This window comes from Pontibacillus halophilus JSM 076056 = DSM 19796 (genome assembly GCF_000425205.1).
GTDB classification, from domain to species: Bacteria; Bacillota; Bacilli; order Bacillales; family BH030062; genus Pontibacillus_A; species Pontibacillus_A halophilus.
In genome coordinates, this window is sequence record NZ_AULI01000001.1 from 346041 (window position 1) to 372368 (window position 26328).

The 26328-nt window shown below is 43.4% G+C and carries 28 protein-coding genes and 2 riboswitches; of the genes, 13 read left to right on the top strand and 15 right to left on the bottom strand.

The genetic code is table 11. The annotated features are described in order from the left end of the window. The first annotated feature begins 64 nt into the window (after positions 1-64). From nadB to nadA, 3 genes are read left to right on the top strand one after another with little or no spacing between them, the layout of a single operon-like run. Positions 65-1663 (top strand): L-aspartate oxidase, encoded by a 1599-nt coding sequence (gene nadB / locus H513_RS0101590; protein WP_026799125.1) that lies wholly within the window; start codon positions 65-67, stop codon positions 1661-1663. Then, positions 1617-2450 carry a carboxylating nicotinate-nucleotide diphosphorylase gene (gene nadC / locus H513_RS0101595; RefSeq protein ID WP_026799126.1) on the top strand — a complete coding sequence of 278 codons (834 nt, stop codon included), beginning with the start codon at positions 1617-1619 and terminating at the stop codon, positions 2448-2450. The genes nadB and nadC overlap by 47 nt, the downstream gene beginning before the upstream one ends. 17 nt (positions 2451-2467) lie before the next feature. After that, the gene (gene nadA, locus H513_RS0101600) at positions 2468-3574 is read left to right on the top strand and encodes a quinolinate synthase NadA (RefSeq protein WP_026799127.1); all 1107 of its coding nucleotides are present in this window, start codon (positions 2468-2470) and stop codon (positions 3572-3574) included. Positions 3575-3662: 88 nt separating this feature from the next. Here nadA and H513_RS0101605 read toward each other — a convergent pair whose 3' ends face one another. Together H513_RS0101605 and H513_RS0101610 are read right to left on the bottom strand one after the other, a co-directional pair. Then, positions 3663-6794: an efflux RND transporter permease subunit gene (locus H513_RS0101605; protein ID WP_026799128.1), complete on the bottom strand. Its 3132-nt coding sequence runs from the start codon at positions 6792-6794 to the stop codon at positions 3663-3665. Between the two features lie 289 nt (positions 6795-7083). Continuing rightward, positions 7084-8283 (bottom strand): aminotransferase class I/II-fold pyridoxal phosphate-dependent enzyme, encoded by a 1200-nt coding sequence (locus tag H513_RS0101610; protein WP_026799129.1) that lies wholly within the window; start codon positions 8281-8283, stop codon positions 7084-7086. A 211-nt stretch (positions 8284-8494) separates the two neighbouring features. After that, a riboswitch (cyclic di-GMP riboswitch) is annotated at positions 8495-8577 on the top strand. Positions 8578-8672: 95 nt separating this feature from the next. Between H513_RS0101610 and H513_RS0101615 the strand changes: the two genes are divergently transcribed. Next, complete coding sequence (locus H513_RS0101615) at positions 8673-9386, top strand: EAL domain-containing protein (RefSeq protein ID WP_026799130.1); 714 nt, start codon at positions 8673-8675, stop codon at positions 9384-9386. Between the two features lie 20 nt (positions 9387-9406). Here H513_RS0101615 and H513_RS0101620 read toward each other — a convergent pair whose 3' ends face one another. Both H513_RS0101620 and H513_RS0101625 read right to left on the bottom strand, forming a co-directional pair. After that, positions 9407-10048: an SdpI family protein gene (locus H513_RS0101620; protein ID WP_026799131.1), complete on the bottom strand. Its 642-nt coding sequence runs from the start codon at positions 10046-10048 to the stop codon at positions 9407-9409. Next, positions 10045-10323 (bottom strand): autorepressor SdpR family transcription factor, encoded by a 279-nt coding sequence (locus H513_RS0101625; protein WP_026799132.1) that lies wholly within the window; start codon positions 10321-10323, stop codon positions 10045-10047. The genes H513_RS0101620 and H513_RS0101625 overlap by 4 nt, the downstream gene beginning before the upstream one ends. Positions 10324-10462: 139 nt before the next feature. Between H513_RS0101625 and H513_RS0101630 the strand changes: the two genes are divergently transcribed. Both H513_RS0101630 and H513_RS0101635 read left to right on the top strand, forming a co-directional pair. Then, entirely contained in the window at positions 10463-10672 is a 210-nt protein-coding gene (locus tag H513_RS0101630) for a YuzF family protein (protein ID WP_026799133.1), read from the top strand. Between the two features lie 21 nt (positions 10673-10693). After that, complete coding sequence (locus tag H513_RS0101635) at positions 10694-11584, top strand: manganese catalase family protein (protein ID WP_026799134.1); 891 nt, start codon at positions 10694-10696, stop codon at positions 11582-11584. Positions 11585-11621: 37 nt separating this feature from the next. On the opposite strand, the gene H513_RS0101640 is transcribed toward H513_RS0101635, so the two are convergent. Together H513_RS0101640 and H513_RS0101645 are read right to left on the bottom strand one after the other, a co-directional pair. Then, positions 11622-11819, bottom strand: a complete 198-nt coding sequence (locus tag H513_RS0101640; protein WP_026799135.1) for a DUF2188 domain-containing protein — start codon at positions 11817-11819, stop codon at positions 11622-11624. A gap of 113 nt (positions 11820-11932) precedes the next feature. Beyond that, complete coding sequence (locus tag H513_RS0101645; RefSeq protein WP_026799136.1) at positions 11933-12397, bottom strand: hypothetical protein; 465 nt, start codon at positions 12395-12397, stop codon at positions 11933-11935. A gap of 186 nt (positions 12398-12583) precedes the next feature. Here H513_RS0101645 and H513_RS0101650 point away from each other — a divergent pair, with 186 nt between their 5' ends. Beyond that, complete coding sequence (locus H513_RS0101650) at positions 12584-13702, top strand: NADH-dependent flavin oxidoreductase (protein WP_026799137.1); 1119 nt, start codon at positions 12584-12586, stop codon at positions 13700-13702. A gap of 43 nt (positions 13703-13745) precedes the next feature. Here H513_RS0101650 and asnB read toward each other — a convergent pair whose 3' ends face one another. Further along, on the bottom strand, positions 13746-15242 hold the full coding sequence (gene asnB / locus H513_RS0101655; protein WP_026799138.1) for an asparagine synthase B: 1497 nt from the start codon (positions 15240-15242) through the stop codon (positions 13746-13748). A 253-nt stretch (positions 15243-15495) separates the two neighbouring features. On the opposite strand from asnB, the gene H513_RS0101660 reads away from it, so the two are divergent. Then, positions 15496-15942 (top strand): Hsp20/alpha crystallin family protein, encoded by a 447-nt coding sequence (locus tag H513_RS0101660; protein WP_026799139.1) that lies wholly within the window; start codon positions 15496-15498, stop codon positions 15940-15942. On the opposite strand, the gene H513_RS0101665 is transcribed toward H513_RS0101660, so the two are convergent. Beyond that, positions 15939-16403 carry an Hsp20/alpha crystallin family protein gene (locus tag H513_RS0101665; protein WP_026799140.1) on the bottom strand — a complete coding sequence of 155 codons (465 nt, stop codon included), beginning with the start codon at positions 16401-16403 and terminating at the stop codon, positions 15939-15941. The genes H513_RS0101660 and H513_RS0101665 overlap by 4 nt on opposite strands. Before the next feature lie 40 nt (positions 16404-16443). Between H513_RS0101665 and H513_RS0101670 the strand changes: the two genes are divergently transcribed. Genes H513_RS0101670 through H513_RS0101680 form a run of 3 tightly spaced genes read left to right on the top strand, consistent with a single transcriptional unit; the run spans position 16444 to position 17254 of the window. Further along, entirely contained in the window at positions 16444-16650 is a 207-nt protein-coding gene (locus H513_RS0101670) for a hypothetical protein (RefSeq protein WP_026799141.1), read from the top strand. Beyond that, positions 16647-16979 carry a hypothetical protein gene (locus H513_RS0101675; protein ID WP_026799142.1) on the top strand — a complete coding sequence of 111 codons (333 nt, stop codon included), beginning with the start codon at positions 16647-16649 and terminating at the stop codon, positions 16977-16979. The genes H513_RS0101670 and H513_RS0101675 overlap by 4 nt, the downstream gene beginning before the upstream one ends. Next, on the top strand, positions 16979-17254 hold the full coding sequence (locus H513_RS0101680; RefSeq protein ID WP_026799143.1) for a hypothetical protein: 276 nt from the start codon (positions 16979-16981) through the stop codon (positions 17252-17254). The genes H513_RS0101675 and H513_RS0101680 overlap by 1 nt, the downstream gene beginning before the upstream one ends. Here H513_RS0101680 and H513_RS21415 read toward each other — a convergent pair. The 4 genes from H513_RS21415 to H513_RS0101695 form a co-directional block, all read right to left on the bottom strand. Then, positions 17232-17486: a hypothetical protein gene (locus H513_RS21415; protein ID WP_052125335.1), complete on the bottom strand. Its 255-nt coding sequence runs from the start codon at positions 17484-17486 to the stop codon at positions 17232-17234. The genes H513_RS0101680 and H513_RS21415 overlap by 23 nt on opposite strands. Before the next feature lie 9 nt (positions 17487-17495). Next, complete coding sequence (locus H513_RS0101685; RefSeq protein WP_026799144.1) at positions 17496-17741, bottom strand: hypothetical protein; 246 nt, start codon at positions 17739-17741, stop codon at positions 17496-17498. 122 nt (positions 17742-17863) lie between these two features. Then, positions 17864-18304, bottom strand: coding sequence for an OsmC family protein (locus tag H513_RS0101690; RefSeq protein ID WP_026799145.1), 441 nt, complete (start codon positions 18302-18304; stop codon positions 17864-17866). A 103-nt stretch (positions 18305-18407) separates the two neighbouring features. Beyond that, positions 18408-20678: an ATP-dependent DNA helicase gene (locus H513_RS0101695; protein ID WP_026799146.1), complete on the bottom strand. Its 2271-nt coding sequence runs from the start codon at positions 20676-20678 to the stop codon at positions 18408-18410. Positions 20679-20841: 163 nt separating this feature from the next. Here H513_RS0101695 and H513_RS0101700 point away from each other — a divergent pair, with 163 nt between their 5' ends. Further along, positions 20842-21747 (top strand): SGNH/GDSL hydrolase family protein, encoded by a 906-nt coding sequence (locus H513_RS0101700; RefSeq protein WP_026799147.1) that lies wholly within the window; start codon positions 20842-20844, stop codon positions 21745-21747. Between the two features lie 11 nt (positions 21748-21758). Further along, the gene (locus tag H513_RS0101705; protein ID WP_036768907.1) at positions 21759-22385 is read left to right on the top strand and encodes a YpmS family protein; all 627 of its coding nucleotides are present in this window, start codon (positions 21759-21761) and stop codon (positions 22383-22385) included. A 44-nt stretch (positions 22386-22429) separates the two neighbouring features. On the opposite strand, the gene H513_RS0101710 is transcribed toward H513_RS0101705, so the two are convergent. The 3 genes from H513_RS0101710 to H513_RS0101720 all read right to left on the bottom strand — a co-directional run bounded on the left by H513_RS0101710 (position 22430) and on the right by H513_RS0101720 (position 26327). After that, positions 22430-23398, bottom strand: a complete 969-nt coding sequence (locus H513_RS0101710) for an ATP-grasp domain-containing protein (protein ID WP_026799149.1) — start codon at positions 23396-23398, stop codon at positions 22430-22432. A gap of 20 nt (positions 23399-23418) precedes the next feature. After that, positions 23419-24468, bottom strand: coding sequence for an LLM class flavin-dependent oxidoreductase (locus H513_RS0101715; protein WP_026799150.1), 1050 nt, complete (start codon positions 24466-24468; stop codon positions 23419-23421). 87 nt (positions 24469-24555) lie between these two features. Beyond that, positions 24556-24663, bottom strand: a riboswitch (SAM riboswitch). A gap of 119 nt (positions 24664-24782) precedes the next feature. After that, positions 24783-26327 carry a glycine betaine uptake BCCT transporter gene (locus tag H513_RS0101720; protein WP_026799151.1) on the bottom strand — a complete coding sequence of 515 codons (1545 nt, stop codon included), beginning with the start codon at positions 26325-26327 and terminating at the stop codon, positions 24783-24785. Position 26328: the final 1 nt, after the last annotated feature.

The window sequence follows — 26328 nt, forward strand, 5'->3', positions numbered from 1 at the left end:
ATTAGTTTAATAATGTGTAAACATAAGTGTCAAGACACATGTTAACTTAGGAGTTGTCATGTAAATGAAACTTGTAGACGTCATAATTGTTGGAAGCGGCCTAGCTGCCTTACAACTTGCGAAGCATTTGGATTCACGCTTAAGCATCTTAGTGGTAACGAAACAGAAAACAGCAGAAGGCAACTCCATTTATGCCCAAGGTGGAATTGCCGCCGCGATTGGTGAATGTGATTCACCGCGTTCTCACGCGAACGATACGCTAGAAGCAGGGCGCCATATCAATAACCCTAAAGCTGTACAACAACTTACCGAACAAGCACCTCACCTTATTCAAGAGCTGATTGAGGAAGGATGCTACTTCGACCGAGATGACCATGGTCAACTTTCCCTAGGCAACGAAGGCGCGCATTCCTATCACCGAATTGTTCACGCTGGTGGAGATGCTACTGGGCAACAACTTGTCCGCCATCTTATTCAACAACTCCCCCCACATATTGAATTCATGGAGAATGTTTTTGTCTATGACTTGCTCATTAATGAGCAAACTAACGAGTGCTATGGCGTGAAAGCCAAACGTAATGACGGGCTCAACTTGACCCTATATGCCAGCCATGTTGTCCTCGCATCTGGTGGGTTCGGACGTGTTTATGGAACAACATCAAATTCAGAGGGTGCCACAGGCGATGGTGTGGTCCTTGCCTATCGCGCAGGCGCCACGATTAAAGACTTAGAGTTTATTCAATTCCACCCTACACTCCTCACGATTGGTGGAAAGAGTGTGGGGCTCGTCTCTGAGGCAGTAAGAGGAGCAGGAGGTGTACTTGTTCTGGAAGACGGTACAGCCGTCATGCATCATGTACATCCATTAGGCGACCTTGCGCCGCGTCACGTCGTATCTCAAACTCTTCATAAAGAGCAGCGTAACGGACGAAACGTTTATCTAGATGTACGAGGAATCGTTGATTTCGAATTCAAATTCCCGACCATTTCATCCCTCTGTCGGAAATATGGAGTGGACGTTCAGGCTGGGTATCTTCCTGTAGCACCAGGTTGCCACTTCACTATGGGGGGTGTCCGAACAGACACAACTGGAAGAACTGATGTTGGTCGACTTTATGCCATTGGGGAGGTGGCTTGTACGGGAGTGCATGGTGCCAACCGATTAGCAAGCAACTCTCTTCTCGAGGCACTCGTCTATGGGAAAAGGCTAGCAGAATGGATCAACGGGCAACCTTCAGTAAGCCCATTCCATTTGTTCAGCAATAAGACGATTCCGGAGCAGCTCCCTCCTATCCCCTTACCTTCACTAGATGAGATGCGCAATCAGATGAGTGAAAAGGTAGGAATTATAAGAGATAAAATGACCCTGATTGAACAGCTTAATACGCTGAAAGAACATTCACCAGAAAGACTACTAACAGCAACCTACGATTCTTACAGTATTCAAGAAACTGCTAAGAGTTTTGAAGTCATTATGGATTGGCTTATCACTTTAGCAGCTCTCACCCGAACAGAATCGAGAGGGGGACACTTTCGAAAGGACTTTCCTCTAGAAATCCAAAGATGGAAGCAGTTAGAGGTGACATTTAATTCTAAGCGGGAGGACCTACAACGTTATGAACCCAATACAGTTGCGTCAACAGCTACAATCCTTTTTTCTTGAAGACTTAGGAGATGGAGATCGAACAAGTGAAGCGATGTTTCATAGAGGCGATAAAGGAACCGTCCACTTTATCGTCAAAGACAGCGGTATTTTCTTTGGTGCAGACGTATTGCGTATCGGGTATGAGACGCTTGATCCAAGTATCGAGGTTGAGCTTATGCTTCAAGATGGTGACAGAGTAAGACCAGGTGACACAATTGCCATCGCACGCGGCTCTCTCCACTCGTTGTTAGCAGGTGAGCGCGTCATCTTAAACCTTCTTCAACACGCTAGCGGCATTGCAACGAAAACGAATCAAGCAGTTCAGCTACTAAATAATGACCACACACGTATTTGTGATACCAGAAAAACAACACCAGGGCTTCGTATGATTGAAAGAGCCGCCGTACGTGCTGGAGGAGGGTACAACCATCGAAACGGATTGTATGACGGTGTCATGATAAAGGATAATCACATCGCACTTGCTGGTTCGATCCGAAACGCGGTGGTAAGGGTACGAGAACACATCGGGCACATGATTAAGATTGAAGTTGAAACTGAATCGATGGAGCAAGTTCAAGAAGCTGTTCAGGCCGAGGTTGACGTCATTATGTTTGATAACCAAACACCAGACATGATTATAGAAGGACTGAAGCATATCCCTTCCCATATCATTACAGAAGCTTCTGGTGGCATACAATTAGTTGATTTAGCTGCCTATTCAGCTACAGGCGTTGATTACATCTCGATTGGAGCACTGACCCATTCCGTTAACGCGCTCGACATGAGCGTTGACGTGTTGGATTAAGACTGGAGGAAGAAACTATGAATCTATTGCAAGCGTTTGAAGAAACACAGGTACGGTTGCCAGACCTTTATCGTAACGAGACACCAGAACAACTTCAACATCGTGTAAGAGCTGCGAAGGAACAGCTAGGAAAGAAGCTATACATCCCAGGACATCACTACCAGAAAGATGAAGTAATTGCATTCGCGGATTCAAGAGGAGATTCACTTAAACTCGCCCAATTGTCAGCAGCGAACGAGGAAGCTGAGCATATCGTCTTTTGCGGGGTTCATTTCATGGCTGAGACAGCTGATATTCTGACAAAGGGTCACCAACATGTCTATCTACCTGATTTGAGGGCAGGATGTTCAATGGCAGATATGGCGAATGAAACGCAAATAAAAGAAGCATGGGGAGCTTTAACAAAGCAATTTGGAGATACTATTCTTCCCCTCACCTACGTAAATTCAACAGCAAGCATTAAATCCTTCGTTGGAAAACATGGTGGAGCAACGGTTACCTCGTCAAATGCACACAAGATGGTTCAATGGGCTTTCACTCAAAAAGAGAGAATCTTATTCTTGCCGGACCAGCACTTAGGTCGAAACACTGCTTACGATTTAGGGATTCCACTTGAGAAGATGGCGGTCTATGACCCGGTTCAGCGTAGGTTAACATCCGAAGGGGATATAGAGGATGTTAACGTCATCCTCTGGAAAGGACATTGTTCTGTACACGAGAATTTCACAGTACGTAATGTTGAACATGTACGTGAATCCTACCCAGATATGAAGATTATCGTACACCCAGAATGTACCCACGAAGTGGTTCAATTGGCCGATCAATCAGGTTCAACGAATGCAATCATCCAAGCAATCGAGCAAGCTCCGAGTGGAAGTCAGTGGGCAATTGGGACCGAGATGAATCTAGTAAATCGCTTGATTCAGGAACACAGAGACAAGCACATCATTTCTCTAAATCCAACTATGTGCCCATGCCTTACAATGAATCGCATCGACCTCCCCCATCTTGCTTGGTGTCTAGATTCTATAATTGATGGAAAGCCACACAACCAAATTGTCGTAGACGAACATACCTCACTCTATGCAAAGGAAGCCCTCCAACGAATGTTGATTCAGTCATAGAAGACAGTGACTTCCAGGTACAAGGGGAATTCATAACAAACATAAATAAGGCTGTCGAGATTCTCGACAGCCTTAGAGTGTAGCGATTCTATGATACTTCTTTTGTGCGTTTCTTTCTGAATTTGCTTAATGCTTCATAGATTACAGGCACAATGATGAGTGTAAGGAGCGTTGAGCTCGTCAATCCTCCAATTACCGTTACACCAAGGCCTTTAGAGATAAATCCGCTACCACCGATACCAAATGCAAGTGGTAATAGCGCTCCAATTGTTGCGAGTGCGGTCATAAGAATTGGACGTAGACGCGTCGCACCTGCTTCGAGTAGAGACTCACGCACACTATATCCTTCTTCTTCTCGATGAATCACTCGGTCAATAAGCACGATTGCGTTGGTTACTACAATACCAATCAGCATAAGTGCCCCAATCATAGCAGATACACTTAAGGTTTCACCTGTTACCAACAAGCCAAGAATTGCTCCAATGACTGTGAACGGCAAGGAGAATAGAATGGCGAATGGAGCCAGAGCCCCACCAAATGTAATGACAAGAATCAGGTACACAATCGCAATAGCCGCAAGCATGGCTAGGCCTAGTTGTGTAAAGGATTCATTAATATCCTCAGACACGCCGCCTGTATCCAGGCTTACTCCCTCAGGTAGTTCAAGGTCTTGAACTTCACTTTCCACTTCTTGTGTAACCGCCCCAATGTCTTCAGATGTAATCTCAGCGCTTACGGAAGCGTATCGCTGACCATCACGACGAGTCACTGTGTCAGCAGTCTCTCCCTCTTGAACTTCAACTACGTCGCTAATTGGGATTTCCGTGCCTAACTGAGTTTGAATCGTCTTGTCGGTTAAGTCGCTAACACTTTCAAATTCTTCTTTCTCCGTCGCGACATAAACATTCACTTCTTCTCCATCACTTTCGATGGTTGTTACAGCATTTTGCTGCGCTCCACCTGAACGTAACTCCATTCCAACTTGAGCAGCTGTCAGTCCAAGTTTACTCAACTCTTCCTGATCCGCCTTTAGTGTGTATTCTGTATAGGCTTCAGAAATACTTGTTTCTACGTTATTTAGGTTTTCTTTATCTTCCATGATTTCCTTGATGTCATTGATGACAGGTTCAATGTCTTCCATGGAATCTCCGTACACATACTTTTGAAGAGTGTTGCTACCTGTGCTGGCAAAGTCTTGACTTGCCCATTCTCCTTTGTCAGCCTGCTTCTGTAATTCTTCAATCACTTTTTCTTTCTCTTCACTAAAGTTCTCCGTGTCTTCCGCATATTCTACGAAGAACATCGTACCATTACTTTGACCTGGGTTCATCGGGTTTTCTGAGCCTACTGAGAATTGAACCGTTTCAACGTCAGCACGCTCAGTGAAGAACTCTTCTGCTGCTGTTGCTTCATCCAGCACTTCGTCTTCTGTTTGCCCAGGTTCAGGCGTATACGTTGCAATGACCATCTTGTCTTCTTGAGGTGGTAAGAAGCTTACACCGACTACAGGAACAAGAGCAACGCTTCCTACAAGAATGGCTAGTGCTACTAAAGACGTAATAATCTTATGGTTTAAGGTCCAATTCAAGAAACGGCGATAACCTTGTGCGAGTTTCCCTGGCTGGTCTTCTTCATGTTTCTTGCTATCCTTAATTCCTTTCTTAAAGAAGGAATGCGCCATCACCGGCACAATCGTTACCGCGACAAGCAAGGATGCAAGCAAGGCAAAGACAACGGTTAGAGCGAACGGCAAGAATAATTCACCAATCGTACCCGAGACCAACCCTAATGGTAGGAAGACCGCAATTGTAACAATCGTTGAAGATAAGATTGGCACGAATACTTCCTTCGTCGCAGATCGAATTAATTCTTTGCCACGTAATTTCTCATCCGATAGAGACATACGTCGATATACGTTTTCAATAACTACAATGGAATCATCCACAACACGTCCGATGGCAACCGTCATCGCTCCAAGTGTCATGATATTCAGCGTAATATCCATCTGATTTAATACGAGAAGGGCAATTAATAACGACAGAGGGATTGATACAACGGAAATAACCGTTGATTTCACATCTCTAAGGAAGAGTAAGATGATGATAATGGCGAAGAGTGCGCCAAATAACGCCTTCTCAAACATCGTCATAACCGATTCTTCAATCGGCTCTCCTTGGTCGAAAGTAGAGATGACCGTAATCCCTTCATTCTCCTCTTCAAACTCCGTCATTGCTTCTTTCACTGCATTTACAACATCAACTGTGTTGGCTTCAGGTGCTTTAACAATTTGAAGCCCAATGCTTTCAGAGCCATTTGTCCGTGAGATCGATTCAGCTTCTTGGACAAGTTCAATGTCTGCAAGCTCATCCAACGCTACCGTTGGGATTTGTGGAGTTGTTGATTGTTGAGCTTGTTGAGCCTGAGCCCCTTGTTGACTTTGTGCCCCGGCTGCTTGTTGTTGTGCTGCCTGTTGTTGAGGTACAGCAGGGATTTGTAAATTCTTAAGTTCTTCAAGTGTTGATACATTGCCATCTACTACAACCGATTGTTCCTGATTATCGAATGTATAGAGACCTAGAGGATACGTAATGTCAGATCCTTGTATAAGCTGTTTAATCGTATCTTCTGTCAGTCCGTAGCTTGCTAGTTGGTCCTCATCAAAGTCCATATTGACTTGTTGGACTTGCTGACCAGACAGTTGAACTGAGGCAACTCCCTCAAGCCCTTCAATCTTCGGCAGAAATTCTTCTTCAACCTTCGTTGTTAGTTGGGCAAGCGATGAGTCCCCGTTCGTCACGCTGATTGCCATAATTGGAAATGCATCAATACTCAATCGTGATACATCTGGTTCTTGTACCCCATCTGGAAAAGCGACACTTGAGAGCGCTTCTTCTACTTGGTCTTCCGCTTCGTCCATATCTTTCTCAAAATTAAATTCGACTTGAACATTTGAAGCATTCTGGAAGGAAGAAGAACTAACAACATTCACCCCTCCAATGTTTTCAACCTGTTTTTCAATGGGTTCTGATACCTTGTCCGCTACCTCTTCAGGTGTAGCACCAGGGTATGTAGTCGTTACGGATACGACAGGTGTTGTGATACTTGGGATGGTTTCCATCTTCATTTGAGTCCCAGAGTATATCCCTGCTACTGTCACGATAATCGTTAACAGCCATACCGCAAACTTATTGTTTAACGTAAACTTAATGAGCTTATCCATGTAATTCGTTTCACCTCTCCTTTACTTGACTGACCATACAGTCATTCCACATTCTATAATATAATGAAAATCTGAAATACCGTCAACTAATTGAGGACAAAGGGCATTTAGCATCTATATAAATCCTATACACAAGTCTGCTCCGGTATTCCAACCACTGATACTATCGGTCACTACAATGAAAGGTTTACCCCGTATCGTCACTGACCAACAAGTCACCCCTTCTCTTATTGAGATAAAAAAAACGTTACGACTTCCTGTACGCGTACAGAGGTCGTAACGTTTCAATTCATTTACGAATCGGTTCACTTACTTTCTTAAGCGCCTGTTCTAAATCATCCCACACATCCTCCCAATGCTCTAACCCAATGGAAAGCCGAACGAGTTGATCGGTAATCCCCATTTTCTCTCGTTCCACTTTAGGGATAACGGCATGCGTCATGGTCGCAGGATGCTGAATAAGCGTTTCTGCATCACCTAAACTAACCGCAATCTTTATGAGCTTTAATTCGTTCATGAACGACTGCACTTCTTCTTTCGTGCGTGCTAATTGGAATGAAATTACGCCAGACGGACCGGTCATCTGGCGTTTATAGACCTCATAATCTTCACGAGTTGGGTCATCAGGGAAGAAGACACTGGTGACCTCCGAATGGTTACGTAGTTTGTTGAAAATGTGGCGCGCATTATCCGCGTGTCGTTCCATCCTGATTGGTAATGTCTTCAACCCTCTTAACAACAACGAAGCATCGTGTGGTGAGAGAATTCCCCCAAGGTCCTTGTGAGTGGAACGCCCGATTTCTCCCATCAACTCTCTGTCTCCTACAGCAATTCCCCCAATGACATCTCCATGGCCACTAATGTATTTGGTAGCAGAGTGAAGGACCACTGTCGCACCATGCTTCAGTGGCTGCTGAAAGTAAGGAGAAGAGAAGGTGTTGTCCACGATAAGTGGTAATCCATGCCTTTTCGCAACGTGTCCAACCATCTCTAAGTCGATGAGTTGCATGGTAGGATTAATCGGTGACTCAATATAAATACAGGACGTATTTGCTCGTATCGATGCTTCCAATGAACGTTCGTCTGTTAAATCAACAAATTCGGTAACAATGTTATATTTCTCTTTCATGAATTCCATTAATCCATACGTACACCCGTATACCCCTTTAGAACTCACAATGTGGTCATTCATCTTCGTCATATATAGCAATACTGCAGATACAGCCGCCATACCAGAACCAAATGCAAGTCCCGATTCTCCTTCTTCTAATTGCGCCATACGACTTTCGAGAGCCTGTACGGTTGGATTTCCTAACCTTGAATAGATAAATCCAGCTTCTTCGCCTTGAAAACGCGCCTCTCCTTGCTCCGCTGTTTCAAATGTGAACGTTGAAGTTTGATACACAGGTGTCGACAAACTGCCATGATGGTCCTTAGATGCGTAACCTCCATGTATAGAGGTGGTCGCAAACTCCTCCTTATTCTTCATAAGTCCCCTCCCTTTCTCTCTTCCATCATACGTGAAGACACCACAATGTGTAAGCGTTTTCTTTATGTTGAAATCGGAAACTTAATAGGGTTATAATACTAAATTTACAATTATCAAGTAACATAGTGAACAAATAACAGCAAACGTGTAACTATTGTGAAAATATTCTTTCATTTTGCGTAGTTTATGCTATCATTATAAGGAACATACATATTTTAGTGGGTGCATCGAAGCCAATCTACAGATGGGCGCTTATGATTGGTGGAGCAAGTAGCGCAACCGACCGCAATGGGGACAACGTCTTGTTGTTTCTATTTTGCGGTTTTTTTATTGCTGATGGGGATTTTCATTATAACTACACGGTGTGAGACTATGTTTAGGGGGCTGCTATGAACGTGTTTGACTTAATTCAGAAAGATCACCTATTTCATTATTATCAACCCCTTTATCATTTAAAGACAGAGGAAGTTTACGGATATGAAGCCTTGCTTCGTTCCTCTAATCAGAAGAATCCTGAGTTACTCTTTAGACATGCGATGAACGATAACTTGTTATACAAACTAGACACAACCTCAATTGAGAAGGCGCTTCACGCCTATAGTGCAGTGCCGCAACAGGCAACTATCTTCATCAACATTTTCCTATCTACTTTGTTGCATCCGAACTTTATACGCTTTATGGATTCTGTACGCTCTAAGATGGACACGAGTTTCGGTCCTCCTTCTATCGTCTTCGAATTGAATGAGGCGAAGGAGGAGGAAGAAATGTGGGATGTCCCTCATCTACAAGAAAGAATACAACAAGTAAGAGAAATGGGTATTCACTTTGCGATTGATGATTTCGGGCAAGGAGCTGCGTCTTTAAAGAAGGCTGTTGAATTAAATCCTGATTACTTAAAGCTAGACCGGTATTTCTCAACAAATCTTCATGTAAACAAACGAAAACAAAAACTGGTGCGACTATTTGTAGACTACTTTAAGTCTGATACCACTGTTGTACTTGAAGGCATTGAGACCGAACAAGAACTTAAAATTGCACAAGAGATTGGCGTCAACCTTGGTCAGGGCTATCACTTAGGCCGCCCTGCCGATTTAGTTGTATAACGTAAAGAAGACCTCTCCCATCACTGGGTGAGGTCTTCTTCTTTATAGTACAAATAGGAGAGAACTGTCACGATTGCTGCGCCACTTAACACGATGCTGAGAAGCAAGATAAAGGCGGCAATTCCTTCGACTAGACTCGTAGCCATAATGGCAATCCCCATTGCGATAAACACCCATCCACCAACACGATGCGTCTTCATCCATACTTTCTCACTAGCGAGCGTCCAAGGGGTTTTAATCCCAACAAAGAAGTTGTGACGAAAGCGTGGCATATAGTTTCCTAGAATGATAAGCAATGCCCCTACTCCCATATGCACAGCCATATCGATGTTAATGTTTACACCCGCATTGTAAAGCACGATAAGAACGTGGATAAGCCAAAGAAAACTAAGCGTGACAATGGTTGTAATTCGATAACTCGATAGGAATTTATCATAATTTCGCTTTCTCGGGTCTATGTGCGGTAGTACGAGAAACAGTCCATACAAGCCAATGAGCAACAACGGCATAAAGAATGCACCGAAGGATTTATTTGCGAAACCATCTACTTCCCCACTTGGCCCCCAGTGTATGGCAAATTGTTCAGGTAAGGACGGATATGCAATTGCGCTAATTAGAAGTCCAGAGACAATCAGGATTAACGGAAATCCATGTCTTTTCATTGTTTCTCCCCCTTTGTTTGATAAAGATCCATAAACCATTTCATGACTTCTTGTACAACAGTTGTATTAATCGAATAGACAATGTGTTGTCCATTACGTTCATCTAGAACGAGCTGAGCGGCTTTCAATATCTTCAAATGATGAGAGATACTCGGCTGTTTCATATTGAACGATTCTGCAATCTCCCCCGCAGTTCGATCTCGCTCACGTAATAAAGCAAGAATCTCTCGACGTGTAGGGTCAGACAACGCTTTAAAGGCCTCGTTAAATACCATGACGGTCACCCCAGTCTCTTAATTAGATATATAGACAATTATCTATATACTTAGTTTACCACACCTTTGATAAAAAATGGATAGAAGAGTTCCCCCTTTCATATATATCGTATGTATGAACGTGAGAGGAGTTGACATCATGAATGAATCGATTTTCTACAGTTTATATGACCCTTACGTGTATCAGACGCTCCAGTCCGTAACCGGCAGCCAATTAGTCGTGGAGACGACAAAAGGTACATTGCGCGGGACGTTAACTACAGTAATGCCCGACCATATCGTAGTTGAGATTGATGGTACCCCATTCTTCATTCGTACTCAGCAAATCGTTTGGGTTTCTCCTTCTTAAAGGAGGAAAGGAGGCTTTCATATGTTTAAGCGATACAATCGCATGTTAGTTGAACTGCCAATCCCGGAAGAAGGAGATGCCAATGCCGCTGCAGCTGTCCAAGAATTGTTGGGTGGTAAATTTGGGGAGATGTCTACTTTAAATAATTACATGTTCCAGTCCTTTAATTTCCGTGATAAGAAGAAATTAAAGCCCTTCTATGACTTAGTGGCAAGTATTACAGCAGAAGAGATGGGCCACGTTGAGCTTGTGACGACGTCTATTAACTTACTGACAAGGGGCACTACGTTTCCAGGTACACCTAACGTCACTCCTTTACAGGCAGGTAAGGATAAACGGAATACGTACCAATTCATTGCGACCGCCCAAACGGCGCTCGTGGGCGATTCTATGGGGAATGCATGGACAGGAGACAACGTGTTTAGTAGCGGAAATTTAGTACTTGATTTGTTGCACAACTTCTTTCTGGAAGTGGGGGCAAGAACGCACAAAATGCGTGTATATGAGATGACCGAACACCCTACAGCCCGTGAGATGATTGGCTATCTCCTTGTCCGTGGTGGCGTCCATGTCGTTGCATACGCCAAAGCACTTGAAATTGCTACTGGTGTCGATTTAACGAAAATGCTTCCTATTCCAAATTTGGACAATTCAAAGTTTGATTATGCACGCAAATATGAAGAGCAAGGCTTGGATAACATTCTTTATACATGGAGTGACGGTGATTATCAGGATATCAGAAAGATTTGGAAAGGAAAGAATCCAGAGACCGGTCAGCCGCTACGGGTGGTAGAAGGAGCACCAAAGGGCGCTCCAATCCCAAATTTAGATGACCTACCAGAAGAGTTCGCACCAGGAATCACGAAAGATCATTATGAACAAATCGCAAAACGACTCATGCAACAACTATAAAAAAAAACGCAGCTGTTAACAGCTGCGTTTTTTTTATTTAGTAAGTACGTTCTGTTTCAACGTTATTGTGTTTATCATAAATTGTTACACGACTTGGTTTATTATCTTGAGCGAACTGTTCTGCTTTCTCAATGGCAGCATCTTTCGCATCGAAAAGATCCGTAGGTGCATCTCCTTCAATCTTAACGAACCAGCCTGTAGCGTCTTTGTTTGGTTCTACTGTATATTGTTTCATGTTTGACACGCTCCTTCTTTTGTTGATTTAGTACATTCTTTTCCTCAAGGAGCCCATCGTTAAACATGCCTGAAATGGGTTTTTTTGTCGTTCCACGTGGAACACTGCCAAAATCAAGGAGAATGAGTGTCTACGAGTTCTGCAAATTCCTCCAAGATTGGATAGGCAGCTTCGATTCCATTCTCTGCAATAAGACAAGCTACTCCGAGTGGCGTGTCCCAGAAATGGCCAGGTATATTCGGGTTCTTTAGACTTGCTGCTGAGAAGAGCGCACGATAGATTCGTTTCAAATGTTGCTGTGTATCAGCTCGAGAAAACTCTTTCTCCCCTCGCGCTAATAGAAATACATATCTCATCGACTGAAATAAATTCTCCCCCGGCATGAACGTAAACTCTTTATAAAGCTTTAAGCGATCTTCAATGGAATCACTTAACGCACCCTTTACTCCTAAATCTTCGAGATGCTCTTTCGTATGACGGTATACATCACGAAATACCCGCCTCTTTTCTTGTTGCATAACCTCATCCGTATACACGTCTTGCAAAAGCCTGAATGCATGTTCCGGTGTCCAGTCCATTCTTCTCCCCCTTTATGTTACCGCTTTCATTAAGGTTACCAAATAAGTCTCTAAATTTCTATGTGCAGCCTTCAAGCCGCTAACTAAGACAACGTGCGCTTCTTCGTGATAAACTTCCCTTAAATTCAGGATGATTTGAAATCAACGACACAGACTACCTTCGTAGTCGAAAAGGAGGAAAGATGAATGAGCAACCGAGAATCATTATTTCAACCAATAGATTTACCATCTGGAGTGACGTTGAAGAACCGCGTCCTTATGGCTCCAATGACAAACTTCTTGTCTAATGACGATGGTTCCGTATCAGATAAAGAACTCCGCTATTATGAACGCCGTTCTGAGGGCGTGAGCGCTGTGATTACAGCGTGCGCAAATGTGAATGAGGCTGGTAAAGGATTCGACAATGAGATTGGTGTACATCGCGACGATCTTATCCCAGGTTTAAAACGCCTTGCAAAGACCATCCATGAGAAGGATGCGAAAGCAATCTTACAAATTTTCCATGGAGGGCGTATGGCTCCTCCACACCTCGTACCAAACGAAGATGTGGTTAGTGCAAGTGCCGTAGCGTCTCCAAGACCTGGTACTGTAGAGCCCCGCGCAATGACAGAAGAAGAGATCCAACAAACCATTAAAGATTTCGGCGAAGCTACCCGCAGGGCCATTGAAGCAGGCTTTGATGGCGTAGAAATCCATGGTGCTAATACGTACTTACTCCAGCAATTCTTCTCTCCGCATTCGAATCGCCGTGATGACCAGTGGGGAGGCGAAGTGAGAGACCGTATGAATTTCCCACTTGCTGTCATTGAAGCTGTAAAGAATGCAGTAAAGGAACACGCAACTAAGTCCTTTATTATTGGCTATCGACTTTCCCCTGAGGAGAAAGAAGAGCCAGGGATTACGATGGAAGACACACTTCAATTTGTAGATGTACTCAAAAATCAAGAGATGGACTATCTTCATATCTCTCTTTCACAACTTAAACAAGGCTCGATGAGAGATGAGGAGGATACAATTCCAGTCATCGACCGTATTCAAGAGCGTGTTGGCGAGACAATCCCAGTCATGGGCGTAGGCTCTCTTCATACACCTGAAGATGTTGAGCAGGCACTTGAGACGGTTCCGTTCATTTCACTTGGTCGCGAACTACTAATGGAACCCGATTGGATGAAGAAATTGAAAGCAAATGAGGAATCATCGATCCGTACAGCCATGCGTAAACAAGACCAAGAAGACCTCGTTATTCCAGAACCGATGTGGACGAACATTTTAAGCGTTCCGAACTGGTTTGTTGTAGAAGAATAAACGATAGAAAGAGGACCTAGACAGTATTGTCTAGGTCCTACTTTTATCCTGTCGCCCACTTTCCTACTGTTTCAAGAATGGAGTGGTGCGGGAAGTGCTGCTTGAATAGATCGTAATAAAGAGCTTCCTGTTTTGTTCGAATTTCGAAGGGTGCTTCTTCCATCAGTTCGACCATACGTTGGTCTGTAACGGTTGCGTTAGCATGCTGCTCCAAGATATCGAGAGCGCCGCTACCTGCTGAAAATTCTTCCTTCTTCCTCCATAGCACATGATTCGGCAAGTAACCATCGAACGCTTGTCTTAAAATCGTCTTTTCCATTTGCGCCTCTTTATGAAGCTTTAAGTCTGCCGGAATTTCTAGAGCAGATTCTATAAGCTCCAAATCTAAGAACGGAACACGAAGTTCAAGCGAGTGAGCCATGCTCATCCGATCCGCTCGCTGCAGATTAATATTATGAAGCGTGTCGATAATTCTCAGAATCTCTTCGTTCAATGATTCTGTAGTCGTAAACTCTTTCAGATAATCATAACCCGCAAACAGCTCGTCCGCTCCCTCTCCTGAAAGAATGACTTTCACATGTTCTGAAGCCAACTTAGAGACGAAATAATTGGGTAATGCACTTCGCACAAGCGAAGGCTCATAAGATTCCAAATGATAGATGACATGTGGAATTGCCTCGATTAATTCTTCTTCTGTGTATACGTATTCGTAATGCTCTGTTCCTATTGCTTCCGCTACGTCGCGAGCACGAAGTAAATCCATACTCCCTTCAGATCCAACACAGAAAGACTTAAGCACCTTTCCTTGTTCACGCATCTCTGAAGCAATGGCAGCAATTAAACTACTATCTAATCCCCCACTTAACAGAACGCCTACCTCAACGTCCGCGATAAGCCGCTTTTGAACAGCCTTCTTAAGCTTCGTACGAATTTCTTCTTCGTACTTCTTAGTTTCTTGTTGTTCAGTGATCGTAGGCTGTTCAATCCGGTTATAAGCAATGAAGCCCGTGTCAGGTGTGTAATAGTGCCCGGGTGGAAATTCATGAACATCTTCTGTGGCAACATAGAGTGTCTTCACCTCGGACGCGAAGACTAGAGAACCATCCTCTAGCTCCCCATAGTAAAGAGGTTTAATTCCAAGCGTGTCTCTCGCTGCGATAAAGGTACCATCCTCATCGTCAGCAATGAAGAAAGCAAACATTCCATCCAATTGTTTAATTCCTTCAACCCCTTGTTCCTCCACAATCTTCAAAGCAACTTCACTATCAGAGGAAGTAACGAAAGGAGTCGTCAGTTGTTCTTTCAATGTCTTGTAATTGTAGATTTCACCATTACAAACAATCCAACGGTTGCCCTCGTTACTTTCGATGGGTTGGATCCCATCATAAAGTCCAATGATGGACAAACGTTGATGACCAAGATGGAAGTGCGTTAATGGAATCGATTTCCCCTCGTCGGGTCCTCGGTGGCCCATGCTGTTTAATACTTCATTCATAATTTCTTCGTTTACTACATTTGTACTTGCAAATATTCCACACATAACGTGTTGGCTTCACCTCTTCTATTATAGTTGTAGCTCAGTATATCGCTTGTGGAGATTGTTTCCAAACGAGGAACACCCACTGCATCCTCTCTATTTGGAGCAATATGTAAGCTATTCCAACTTCTTTACCCCTCGTAGCGTAATTTGAATCCATTTGTTACTTTTCGAGTGAATATCCGCTTTGACTGCATGTTCTTTTTTCACTGTGAATAGGATGAGGATATAGATTATTCATTTTGAGGTGACTACCATGGATAAACAAAAGGGGCAAATCAACTGGGATGACTTCTCTGGAAATGTAGAGCGAATTTTAGGCGAGCACTTCTGGGAAGACCTACACCACGTGTTGCCGAAGAGAAGCCCATCCTATGATTTGTATGAACAACAAGATGTTGCATTCGTGATCATGGAATTGCCGGGACTAACGAAACAAGACCGACTCTCCATTCAACAACAAGGCAATCATTTGTTCATTGAAGGAAGTATCGGAAGCACGTATCCTGTATCCGAGAAGCAGCTCATACACAATGAACGACTTAAAGGGGAATTTAAACGTAAAATCTCGATCCCCTTTCCATTTAAAGCGGAAGAATTGCAGTCCTCCTACAAAAATGGACTCTTAACCATTCGTATCCGTAAGCATCAGCAAAAGCAAGATATTGTAATCGATTTCGAGGAGGAGAGCACGGAAACTTAATAATCAATGAAAATCTCTTGTGCGTGGTCCTCCACCTTTTTCTGTAGACGAATCTCTAACATGCGGTCACGGTATTGGGCAGATACATTCTTACTGCTTGGCTGAACAGGCAAGGAGACGACGAAAGGGTCTTGTTGAGGGAGCCCTTTAATTACAAGTCGGCAATTGCCTAATGTAACAGTTACATTCTCTACCGATACCTCTTCTGGAATCTCCACTTTAACGATAATATAGTTCATTAATTCGATAACTTCATAAGCTTGTTGGGGTGAAGGAGACGTAGGTAAGGAAGATGGAAGGGGCATGTGACTCATAGCCTGCTCTACTGACTGGTGCATCATTTCATCTATATTCGGCATCTTCACATTCGTTGGCAAGTTAAACGACTTCATGACTTTGAACGGATCCCCCATAGAGCCGAGGCTTTGTAGCTGTTGCAACATTTTCTCCAAGTCTTTCATGGCAATGTTCCTTTCATTTAATTATAGGGAGATGATGCATATGCCGGAAATTTGGTTCAAAGGGTTCGAAATTCAGCGTATCTCAGATAGTTCTGGTGTCTTCTCAGGAACGAACCAACAATATGGATTCAGTGCTCGTTCACAGAGAACGGAAGGACAAGGAGCAATTGATGGTGACTACAACCTTATCACGCACAATAAACATGTGGTCATGAAGCATGAGAAGGACCAGGAAGATGATGGATGATTTGGTGGAAGAAGAAGCGTAATCCAATAGTTGAGGAGCTTCAGGAGATGAAACAGGAATTAACCGAACTTAAAAAGCAGGCATCGGCTCCTCGCCACTACCATATTCATATTCATCACATGGACGTTCATCAACCCAAGCTAGATGAAGTTATGTTTCATTTAGACAATATTGACATTGATCATCTAAGCGGGGCATTAAACATAGGCACAAATATTGGGGTATCTGTTGGGAAGAAGGCTGAGCCGTCATCTGAAGAACCACCAAAGGTAACCCCTTCAAAAACAGGGTATTCCATCGCATTTCATACTAAAGAGGAGGAAGAGTAATGGTCGTCTTATCTCCTAAGTTCGTCATAGGCCACATACGGATAGGAACGGTTGAGGGAGCTTCTTGCGTAAATGTTGGGAACAATTCGCCAAGCCACTTTCAGAATCATAAGAAGCATAACCAAGGATTCGGTTCCGTTACAGGAGACCGAAACCAATTAGATGGCTTAAACTCCTTATTAAGTGATGCAGCCTTTATGGACTTTCTCGCTCAATGCCAGGATGAGAACGTGCCCGACTGGGTAAAAGACCTTATTCAGAATAAGGCGACTTAGAGGACCCCTCCCCAGATGAAGAACTTCCATTCCATATAGGAGTATCTACTACATCATTGTCGACGACTAGATTATAATTGTAAGCCATCACATTATGGGACCCGACGACAGTCCCTCCTCCGCTATTTTCCTTTGCAGTAGAACGCCAATAACACTGCGTATTCTCCCCTACAAACACCCCCGAGTTCTTAAACACACTGTTCACGGCAATCGTATCAAATACAATGTTCATCACAACTACCTAGTATTGAACCGTAGGCTGAGGGTTATTGATCTCTGGATTGGACACTGCCGTATCAACGAAATCAGGATCAAAGATTGTATTAATATTTCCTGTTGCAATTACGACTCCAATGTTCATTCCAGCAGCGAAATTATTCTTTCCGGACCAAGACCAGTCTGGCTGGTTGCTTTGACCAGTCGTAATGGTGGAGTTGTCGGTTACAGCGTTAACGGCAATCTGATTAAATACTACAGAAACCGGCATATCACTCACTCCTTTGTCTATACAGTACCTTATTCTTGTAGAGGACAATTGGTGCATTCGCCCGCCAACCAAAAAAAAAGCAGCCGACTAAGCGGCTGCTTCTTTGATATACTTATTCTAAATTAAGCACGAGTCCATGTAGCGTTCATTTGAACATCTGCACTTACAAGTGTTTGGAAGACCGGGCAGCGGTCATCCGTTTTCTCTTTAAGTTCTTGGATGCGCTCATCGCTCTCATCTGTGTCTACAGTTACATCTACCGTTACAGTCTCAAAGTGACGACGAACGCCTTCTGTACCCATCATGCCGCGTGGGTCTAGTTCACCTTTCACTTGGAAATCAAGTCCTTTAAGGTTGAAGTCCATCTCTTTTGCGACCATGTTCGCAACAGCATTTTCACAACCAGCAAGGGAAGCTAGTAGCGTTTCTAGTGGGTTCGCACCTTCGTCACGCCCACCTTGAGAAGTTGGTTCGTCGATGATGATTGTGTGTTTACGTGCTTTTGCCTCGACATGAGGTCCGTCTCCGTTTGCTTTTACGCGCATTTGAATTTTATCAGCCATGTTCATACACTCCTTAGTTGTGTGATTTTCTTAGTTTGCTTTTTGCTTCAAAAGCTTATACACATACTATACGGGGTATATAGAGATGCTTCAATTCATTTGCTCATAGCCATTCGCTTGGGAGCAAGGAACGATATTTAGTTGTAGTGAAACGGTCATCTAAGAGCGTAATCTTCCCGTAGTCGTCATCTGATCGAATCAACCGTCCGGCTGCTTGAAGCACCCTTGTCATCCCAGGGAACACATACGCGTAATCAAATCCATTCTTTCCTTGCCCTTCATAGAACTCTTTCATAATCCCCCGTTCAACAGACAGCTGAGGTAACCCCACCCCAATAATATGAACAGCAGAAAGTCGGTCACCGACTAAATCAACCCCCTCAGAGAACACGCCTCCAAGTACAGCAAATCCAAGTAACGTTTCTTTAGGATTTGCTTCAAATCTTGCTAGAAATTGTTCTCGTTCTTCATCCCCCATCCCGCTGACTTGTTCAAGAATAGGTACATCTGGATAATGTGAGGAAAATGATTCAAGAACAGCTCTCATGTATGCATAGGAAGGGAAAAATGCTAATTGGTTCTTCCCCCACCTCTTACAATCCTGATACAACTGCTCAATGATTGGTTGGATTGAAGCATCTCGGTCCCTATACCTCGTTGATATAGGAACAATCTCCACTTCCGTCTGTTCTCGCGTAAATGGAGATGGGACGTTTAAGGTATAATCTTCTGCATGCCCACCTAGCAAATCGAAATAATAAGAGAACGGTGCCAGTGTAGCGGAGTAATAAATAACACTTTTATACGTCTCATTAGTCTTTGCGAGTAATTTCGATGGGTCAAGGCACAACCACTTCAAGACCACCTCACTTTTGTAGGTGTCCATAAGTAATATGAATCGTTCATCGTACAGCTTAGCAATGCGTAAGACATTCTGCACGTCAAAGTAGCAGTCGAGCAGCTCCTCGTCTCCATCCCCACCTTCATGAAGCAATTGTTCTTCTGCAACGTCCCCGAAGTAGGTTAACCATTCGAGCAGCTTGTCTTCTTTCTCGCTCGATTGAACTTTTTCTAAAGCCTTCCATTCCTTCTTCATTTCAAGTAAATACCGATCAATTTCCATGGAAGCTTGATAGAGCACTGGATTCTTCGTCTTATATGCTCTCTTTACTTGCAGAAATGCTGATTTCGATATGCTAGCAGAGAACATCGACCGTCCACGGTCTACTAAATTGTGAGCTTCATCCACAAGAAGAACGGAAGATTGCTTCGTTCCTGAACTTGTCCGCTTAATTGCTATTCTCGGGTCATATACATAGTTATAGTCACAAATCATGCCATCCATATAAGAGGAAACATCTAGAGAAAATTCAAATGGACAAAGCTGATGCTTACGTGCATAGGCTTCCACCACTTCCCTTGTGGCCAACGTCTCGTTCGACAACAAATCGAGAAGTCCATCGTTCAAACGGTCGTAGTAACCATCTGCGAACTCACAATAGTCCTTGTTGCAAATGGTCTTTTCCTTGAAACAAATTTTATCCTTGGCGGTTACGGTCACTGAACTAAGGTGAAGTCCATTAGTTGATAGTCTATTCAGCGTATCCTCTGCCACCTGTTTCGTTGTCGTCTTAGCAGTCAAATAATAGAAATGGTCAACTTCTCCTCTCCCCAACGCTTTAATACTTGGGAACATTGTTGAAATTGTCTTTCCAATCCCAGTTGGGGCATTTGCAAACAACGTCTTCCCTTCCTTAACCGTCTTATATACCGCTCCAGCAAGTTTACGTTGACCAGGACGATACGTTTGAAAGGGAAATTCTAGCTCTTCAATCGAAGCATTTCGTTGATCCACATGCTCATCCAATACCAACGCAATTGGTGCATACCGTTCAATCAAATCATGGAAAAATGATTGAAGCTCATGGATTGTATGGGTCTTTTGAAATTGTCGGATTTCGTTCGTCTCACTATGGATGTACGTAAGCTGGACGACAATCGTATCTAGGCCCACCTTATGCGCATATAGATAAGCATAAGTTTTTGCTTGCGCCCAATAGGCGGGGTGTGTATCTTCATCAAGTTCATCGAGCGACCTTATAGTAGATTTAATTTCATCAATAATGACGGCATCTCCTCTTCGAAGTATTCCGTCACAACGACCTTCAATTTGGAACATAAGCTGCTCGTATGGATAGGAAATGGAAACAAATGCTTCTCTTTCATCGTGCTCTTCGTAGGTACGTTGAATTTTCTGGTGTAACCGGGTACCTTCCTGCATGGTTGTCGCCGTTCGAAAACGGGTATCAATACTCCCGCTTCGGTAAGCATATTCAGCTAACGTACGAACGGATAAAGTCCGCTGCTTCGTCATGCGCATCACCTGTCTTTCTTATTACTCCCAGTTTAACAGCTGCTCTTCAAGCTTGTAGGTAAAATTCATGTAAGAATGTCATCAGTTTTTAATCTTTTTTTCGCCATCTGGAGATTGCAAATATCCCCAGTCACAACCGATAATAGAATGTAAGGTGATTGAAATGAATATGATGAAATTTGGACTATTATCTATCCTATTATTACTTGTGTTACTAATTGGCTTTTATCAAGGATATTCAAATGATTCCACAACGTCTACCGTTGTACAACCTGAAACTGAACCATCCCTAGAAGAAACGATAGAATCTGAAGTGACGACATCTGAAATCGAGGAATCTGAGGAAGAACCAGAAGAAGAAAGCATTAAGGAGCGCGTGACTCAGGTCGTTGAAGATGCGCTTGGTCTATTTGTTGAAGATGATTTGCACGTAACGGCAATCGGGGATTCGTTAACACAAGGTGTTGGGGATACGAATGACGAAGGCGGCTATGTGGAAATCATAGAAAATACGCTTAAAGAAAACTTAAACGAGAAAGAAGTAACGGTGAATAACTTTGGGAAGCGCGGGAACCGTTCAGATCAACTGCTGAAGCGGCTAGACCAGCCTGAGATTGTTAGCTCTATAGAGAAATCGGATATGGTCCTCATTACCATTGGCGCAAACGATATTATGGCCATCGTAAAGGACCAGTTTCTAGACTTGGATTATGATGACTTTGCAGGTGAGAAAGAACCCTATGAAGCTCGGCTGAATGAAATTATTCAGACCATCAAATCAAAGAACTCTGATGCGGAAATCTTTCTGATTGGTCTCTACAACCCTTTCGAGAAACCATTCAGTCATATCCCTGAGCTACAACAAATCTTAAGAGATTGGAATGAGATCGGGAAACGTGTTGCGGAAGAGGAAGAGAATATGACGTTTATACCCATGGAAGAAATCTTCTCCCATCGGGAAGAAGTCTATGCGGAAGACCACTTCCACCCAAATAAGAAAGGATACAAGTTGATGGCTGAACGTGTCATTAGCTATGTTCGCCCCTTTCTAGAAACTGAAGAAGAGTAGGGATGTCACGTATGTCAGACAGTAAGGATAAAAAACGAAATATATGGAAGATTCTGTTCTTGGGGTTAGCGGCCGTGAACCTACTCATTATTAGCTGGTTTGCGATCTTTATCTACGTAGCTCCTGCCAAGATTCAAATTCCAACAGACAAAGCAATTGACCAAGAAGCTGCTGAATTCACCATTTCATCTACAAAAGAAAACCTGAATGATTTAATTAACACTTATCTGAACGACCTTGCTGGTGAAGGAAATATCAGCTATTCCGTGTCCCTAGATGAGCGTGTGAAACTTTCAGGTACCATCGTTGCATTCGGACAAGAGGTGCCTCTAGGTGCTTCCTTTACTCCAGATGTACAACGGAATGGGGACGTGGTGCTTGAAGATATGGAGATTACAGTAGGACGTCTACAAGTACCAAATGAGAAAGTCCTTGATTATGTTAAGAAACAGTATGCCATGCCAGAATGGGTAATTGTAAATCCTAAGGATGAAACGATTTACGTCGCGCTTACACAAATGGAAACCGTAGACAACATTCGCGTTGAAGCAGAGAAAATCAACTTAGATACAAATGACTTGGCCTTCAAAGTCGTCATTCCTTATCAGACATTTGGAATCGAGCCCACTAATGAATAATAGTCTGCTAACTCACAAAGAAGAAAGGTTAGGGCGACTCCGCCCTAACCTTTCTTCGTAGATAATGAAACTTCTTGTACACCCTCTTGCAACTTCCGTCCTAAATACAAGGCTAATTCAAGCATCCCGTATCGGTCTGCCTTAGATTCAGCATCTGAATTGTAGTTTGTATTCGTATTTACATCGTACGTATAGAATGTGCCATGCACGTCTTTTATACACTCAATCCCAGCTACTTTAATCTCATTGTGCCGAAGAAACGATTCGTACTGACGAAGGATGTTGTCATCAAATTCCGGTAGAATGGTGAATTTAGCCTGGTCCTCCGGTTGTTCCCCAGCCGGACAGTACAGGTCTTCAATTGAACATGCATCCGCAGGGCATAGTTCAAACCCTTCAGAAGTGTCGACTCGAACGGTATAGACGTACTGTCCGTTAACGAATTCTGAACGATAAATGTATGGTTCAGGCGCTTGAATGTACTGTTGTATAAGTGTGATTCCATCCACCGGCTCTTCAAATTCTGGTCCATCCACATAGTCCTTTAACGCCTCAATCGAGTGAAACAATTGAACGCCTTGCCCTTTACCAGCTCGGTTGTGCTTCGTTATAAACGGTGTTTCCAGAAACTTCTCTGCCGCCTCCACGATTTGTTCTTTCCCAACTGCAACTGTTGTTTTAGGAGTTCGAATGCCTGATTGGTTTAGAGCCATGTACTGGTTCACCTTGCTTACTTCTAATCTTAGCGCACGACTCCCATTAATCACTGTACGCCCATGACGTTCGAGCCAAGCGATAACTGCTTCAGCGAACTCTGGTGCATAACGGTGGTTACGTGTATGGGAAGAGGCACTCATCCGATTATAGAAGACCCCCTCAGGTGGTTCCTCGTTCAAATCAAGAATCCCTTCCCCTAAATGCCAACTTTCATAAAGAAGGTCTAATTCCTCTAGACGATTTGTTAAATGGCTGGTCCACTCATCATTCTCATGGATGATATAAATTTTCGACATTGGATTCACTCCTCATCACATTAATTAGGTATCGATGCTCGCTTTTCTTCTACTATTGGCATGACTTGTTTCGCAAATCGTTCCATCTCTTCATATTGAGGAGAGAACTGGAGCAACAGCAAATCAACACCCGCTTGTTCATAAGATAAGATTCGCGCTGCAATTTGTTCGGGCGTACCAATTAAATGAGGCCGTAGCCCACGGTTTGATACGGAGTAATCCAGTCGTTCAACTTGTTGTTCTAATTGCGACTTCGTAACGAATTGCTCGTAGCTTGAGTACGCAGATGAGTCCTTCACATCTGTGATGCGATTTACCTCTTCTAATGCTTCTTCTTTTGTATCCCGGCATACAACAAAGGCTGCCATCCCAAATTGCTTGAAAGGAGCAAGTCCTGCATCCTCACGTCGGTTCTTCATATCAACAATCTTCTCTTTGATTTCTTCAACCCTGCCGCCATGCATGACATAAGCATCGCAATGGTGAACAATGGCGTCTTTCGCTCTTCTGCTCTCCCCTCCAGCGTAAAGAGTAGGATTGGGTTGTTGCACGGGTTTTGGATTTAGCACCGTTTGGTTTGCTTCGTAGTAAGAACCATGAAATGAGAACGATTGTTTCGTCCAAAGACCCTTTAATACATGAATAAACTCCTCTGTCCGATCGTATCGCTCATCGTGAGCTGTAAATTCTGCCCCATATTGCTTTGCTTCTTCTTCCCACCATGAAGACACGACATTTAACGTGAATCTTCCTTCACTAATCTGATCGATATTCGCTGCCATCTTGGCGGTAATCGCTGGATTGTGGAAATTTGGACGAACAGCTGCCATAATCTCAATCTTCTCCGTTACGGCAGCAAGCGCGGCAGAGGTCGTCCAAGCATCCAACGTATCTGCCTCAGGGCCTTTGATATCGTTTAGGAATAGCTCTGCAACCAATGTGGTATGAAACCCCCACTCTTCTGCAGCTTGTACGAGTCGTTTGCTATAAGAAAACGACGCATCCATATTTTCTTGTTCTACATTCCGAAGCCATCCGCCAAAGACCGGTAACCAGAATCCATATTTCATCCCTAGCCCCCCCCTTTAAATGCCTATTAAAAACGCCTCTCTCCTTCTTAGTTCGAAGAAAAGAGGCGTTCAGATTGAACAACACTCTTCTCATCTTGTAAGCGACTAGTCGCACACAGGAATTGGCACGGTGTTCCATAGGAATCCGTTGCCGAGGTTTCAAAGGGCCATTCCCTCCACCTCTCTTGATAAGAAGTTCGTACATTATACGTTAGGTTCTTTGATAGAAATCATACATATTGTTCAGAATTTTGTCAATCTTATAAGAGCTCTTATATAAAGAAACGCCTTCCCTATAAGAGGAAGGCGTTCGCTTATTGTGACATTTCATTATAAATTGCTCGTTCTCTTGGACGCTTTCGTTTCATTTGTTTCGCAGCTGTGGCACTATCTTGCCGTAGCGCTTTAAATAAGGAAACCGTCATTAAGATCATTATGAACGAGAACGGGAATGCTGCGGCGATTAGGGCGTTTTGAAGAGCCTGTAAGCCACCAGTATAGAGCAAGATGGCCGCCATAGAAGATTGAGCAATTCCCCATGCAAACTTCACAGGTTTACCTGGATTCAATGAACCATTCGTACTCTGCATGCCCAGTACAAAGGTTGCAGAGTCAGCTGATGTTACGAAGAATGTTCCAATTAAACAAAGTGCAATAATAGCTGTCACGATGCCTAATGGGTAATTCTCAAGCACTCCGAATAAGGATTGTGATTTGTCTAGACCAGCAATATCAGCAAGTCCGTTCTGCTCTAGGTTAATCGCTGAAATCCCAAATGTTGAGAACCATAGAAAGCTTACAACAGCCGGAACGATTAATACGCCTGTTAAGAACTCACGAATCGTGCGTCCTCTTGAAACCCTAGCAATAAAGATTCCGACAAATGGTGACCATGCAATCCACCAAGCCCAGTAGAAGACTGTCCAGTTTTGAATCCATTCTTGGCTGCTGTCGTTATTTGGAGCAAGACGGAAACTCATGTTAGGTAGATTCTGTAGATACCCACCAATAGAGTCAACGAAGGTATTCATAATATAAAGCGTCGGTCCAACTACAAGGGTAAAGCCAAGTAATAAGGTCGCTAAGATTAAGTTAGCATTACTTAAATATCGAATTCCTTTACTTAGACCTGTCCATGCAGAGAACATAAAGAGCACAGTAACGACTGCAATAATAATAAGTTGGACAGCAAATGAATTTGGAATATCCGTTAAGTACGTAATACCACCATTAATTTGAGAAGCTCCAAATCCAAGCGTAGTCGCAACACCTACAACCGTTGCGAAGATTGCAATAATATCAATCACTTTACCTAGAGGACCTGAGAGCTTGTCCCCGAAGATTGGATAAAGCGTAGCACTAATAAGGCCCGGTGCTCCCCTTCTAAATTTAAAGTATGCAAGGGATAGCGCTACTAAAGCATAGATTGCCCACGCGTGGATCCCCCAATGGAAGAATGTAAATCTCATGGATTCACTAATCGCCTGAGGAGTCCCTGTTTCAGCCGTCGGTGCATTTGTAGCATAGTGAGAAATTGGCTCTGCAGTTCCCCAGAACACGAGACCTATTCCCATACCAGCACTGAACAGCATCGCAAACCAAGTGCTCAGCGAATAGTCCGGTTCGTCGCTATCCTTTCCAAGCTTGATCTTTCCGTATGGACTGATAATAAGCATCAAACAGAATAAAACGATCAGCGTAACGACTAATAAGTAATACCAACCAAAGTTTGTTCCAACAAAGGTTCGGATATTTCCAGTTAATGTTTCTAAATTCGCGGGAGCCGCAGTCCCCCAGATAACAGCAAGCGTACATAAGACGATTGCCGTCCAAAAAACAGATGTAACTTTGTTAGACATC

What these genes read in the sequence shown, in the direction of transcription:
- nadB (WP_026799125.1), top strand. Translation starts at nt 65, where the DNA reads ATGAAACTTGTAGACGTCATAATTGTTGGAAGCGGCCTAGCTGCCTTA.
- nadC (WP_026799126.1), top strand. Translation starts at nt 1,617, where the DNA reads ATGAACCCAATACAGTTGCGTCAACAGCTACAATCCTTTTTTCTTGAA.
- nadA (WP_026799127.1), top strand. Translation starts at nt 2,468, where the DNA reads ATGAATCTATTGCAAGCGTTTGAAGAAACACAGGTACGGTTGCCAGAC.
- H513_RS0101605 (WP_026799128.1), bottom strand. Translation starts at nt 6,794, where the DNA reads ATGGATAAGCTCATTAAGTTTACGTTAAACAATAAGTTTGCGGTATGG.
- H513_RS0101610 (WP_026799129.1), bottom strand. Translation starts at nt 8,283, where the DNA reads ATGAAGAATAAGGAGGAGTTTGCGACCACCTCTATACATGGAGGTTAC.
- H513_RS0101615 (WP_026799130.1), top strand. Translation starts at nt 8,673, where the DNA reads ATGAACGTGTTTGACTTAATTCAGAAAGATCACCTATTTCATTATTAT.
- H513_RS0101620 (WP_026799131.1), bottom strand. Translation starts at nt 10,048, where the DNA reads ATGAAAAGACATGGATTTCCGTTAATCCTGATTGTCTCTGGACTTCTA.
- H513_RS0101625 (WP_026799132.1), bottom strand. Translation starts at nt 10,323, where the DNA reads ATGGTATTTAACGAGGCCTTTAAAGCGTTGTCTGACCCTACACGTCGA.
- H513_RS0101630 (WP_026799133.1), top strand. Translation starts at nt 10,463, where the DNA reads ATGAATGAATCGATTTTCTACAGTTTATATGACCCTTACGTGTATCAG.
- H513_RS0101635 (WP_026799134.1), top strand. Translation starts at nt 10,694, where the DNA reads ATGTTTAAGCGATACAATCGCATGTTAGTTGAACTGCCAATCCCGGAA.
- H513_RS0101640 (WP_026799135.1), bottom strand. Translation starts at nt 11,819, where the DNA reads ATGAAACAATATACAGTAGAACCAAACAAAGACGCTACAGGCTGGTTC.
- H513_RS0101645 (WP_026799136.1), bottom strand. Translation starts at nt 12,397, where the DNA reads ATGGACTGGACACCGGAACATGCATTCAGGCTTTTGCAAGACGTGTAT.
- H513_RS0101650 (WP_026799137.1), top strand. Translation starts at nt 12,584, where the DNA reads ATGAGCAACCGAGAATCATTATTTCAACCAATAGATTTACCATCTGGA.
- asnB (WP_026799138.1), bottom strand. Translation starts at nt 15,242, where the DNA reads ATGTGTGGAATATTTGCAAGTACAAATGTAGTAAACGAAGAAATTATG.
- H513_RS0101660 (WP_026799139.1), top strand. Translation starts at nt 15,496, where the DNA reads ATGGATAAACAAAAGGGGCAAATCAACTGGGATGACTTCTCTGGAAAT.
- H513_RS0101665 (WP_026799140.1), bottom strand. Translation starts at nt 16,403, where the DNA reads ATGAAAGACTTGGAGAAAATGTTGCAACAGCTACAAAGCCTCGGCTCT.
- H513_RS0101670 (WP_026799141.1), top strand. Translation starts at nt 16,444, where the DNA reads ATGCCGGAAATTTGGTTCAAAGGGTTCGAAATTCAGCGTATCTCAGAT.
- H513_RS0101675 (WP_026799142.1), top strand. Translation starts at nt 16,647, where the DNA reads ATGATTTGGTGGAAGAAGAAGCGTAATCCAATAGTTGAGGAGCTTCAG.
- H513_RS0101680 (WP_026799143.1), top strand. Translation starts at nt 16,979, where the DNA reads ATGGTCGTCTTATCTCCTAAGTTCGTCATAGGCCACATACGGATAGGA.
- H513_RS21415 (WP_052125335.1), bottom strand. Translation starts at nt 17,486, where the DNA reads ATGAACATTGTATTTGATACGATTGCCGTGAACAGTGTGTTTAAGAAC.
- H513_RS0101685 (WP_026799144.1), bottom strand. Translation starts at nt 17,741, where the DNA reads ATGCCGGTTTCTGTAGTATTTAATCAGATTGCCGTTAACGCTGTAACC.
- H513_RS0101690 (WP_026799145.1), bottom strand. Translation starts at nt 18,304, where the DNA reads ATGGCTGATAAAATTCAAATGCGCGTAAAAGCAAACGGAGACGGACCT.
- H513_RS0101695 (WP_026799146.1), bottom strand. Translation starts at nt 20,678, where the DNA reads ATGACGAAGCAGCGGACTTTATCCGTTCGTACGTTAGCTGAATATGCT.
- H513_RS0101700 (WP_026799147.1), top strand. Translation starts at nt 20,842, where the DNA reads ATGAATATGATGAAATTTGGACTATTATCTATCCTATTATTACTTGTG.
- H513_RS0101705 (WP_036768907.1), top strand. Translation starts at nt 21,759, where the DNA reads ATGTCAGACAGTAAGGATAAAAAACGAAATATATGGAAGATTCTGTTC.
- H513_RS0101710 (WP_026799149.1), bottom strand. Translation starts at nt 23,398, where the DNA reads ATGTCGAAAATTTATATCATCCATGAGAATGATGAGTGGACCAGCCAT.
- H513_RS0101715 (WP_026799150.1), bottom strand. Translation starts at nt 24,468, where the DNA reads ATGAAATATGGATTCTGGTTACCGGTCTTTGGCGGATGGCTTCGGAAT.
- H513_RS0101720 (WP_026799151.1), bottom strand. Translation starts at nt 26,327, where the DNA reads ATGTCTAACAAAGTTACATCTGTTTTTTGGACGGCAATCGTCTTATGT.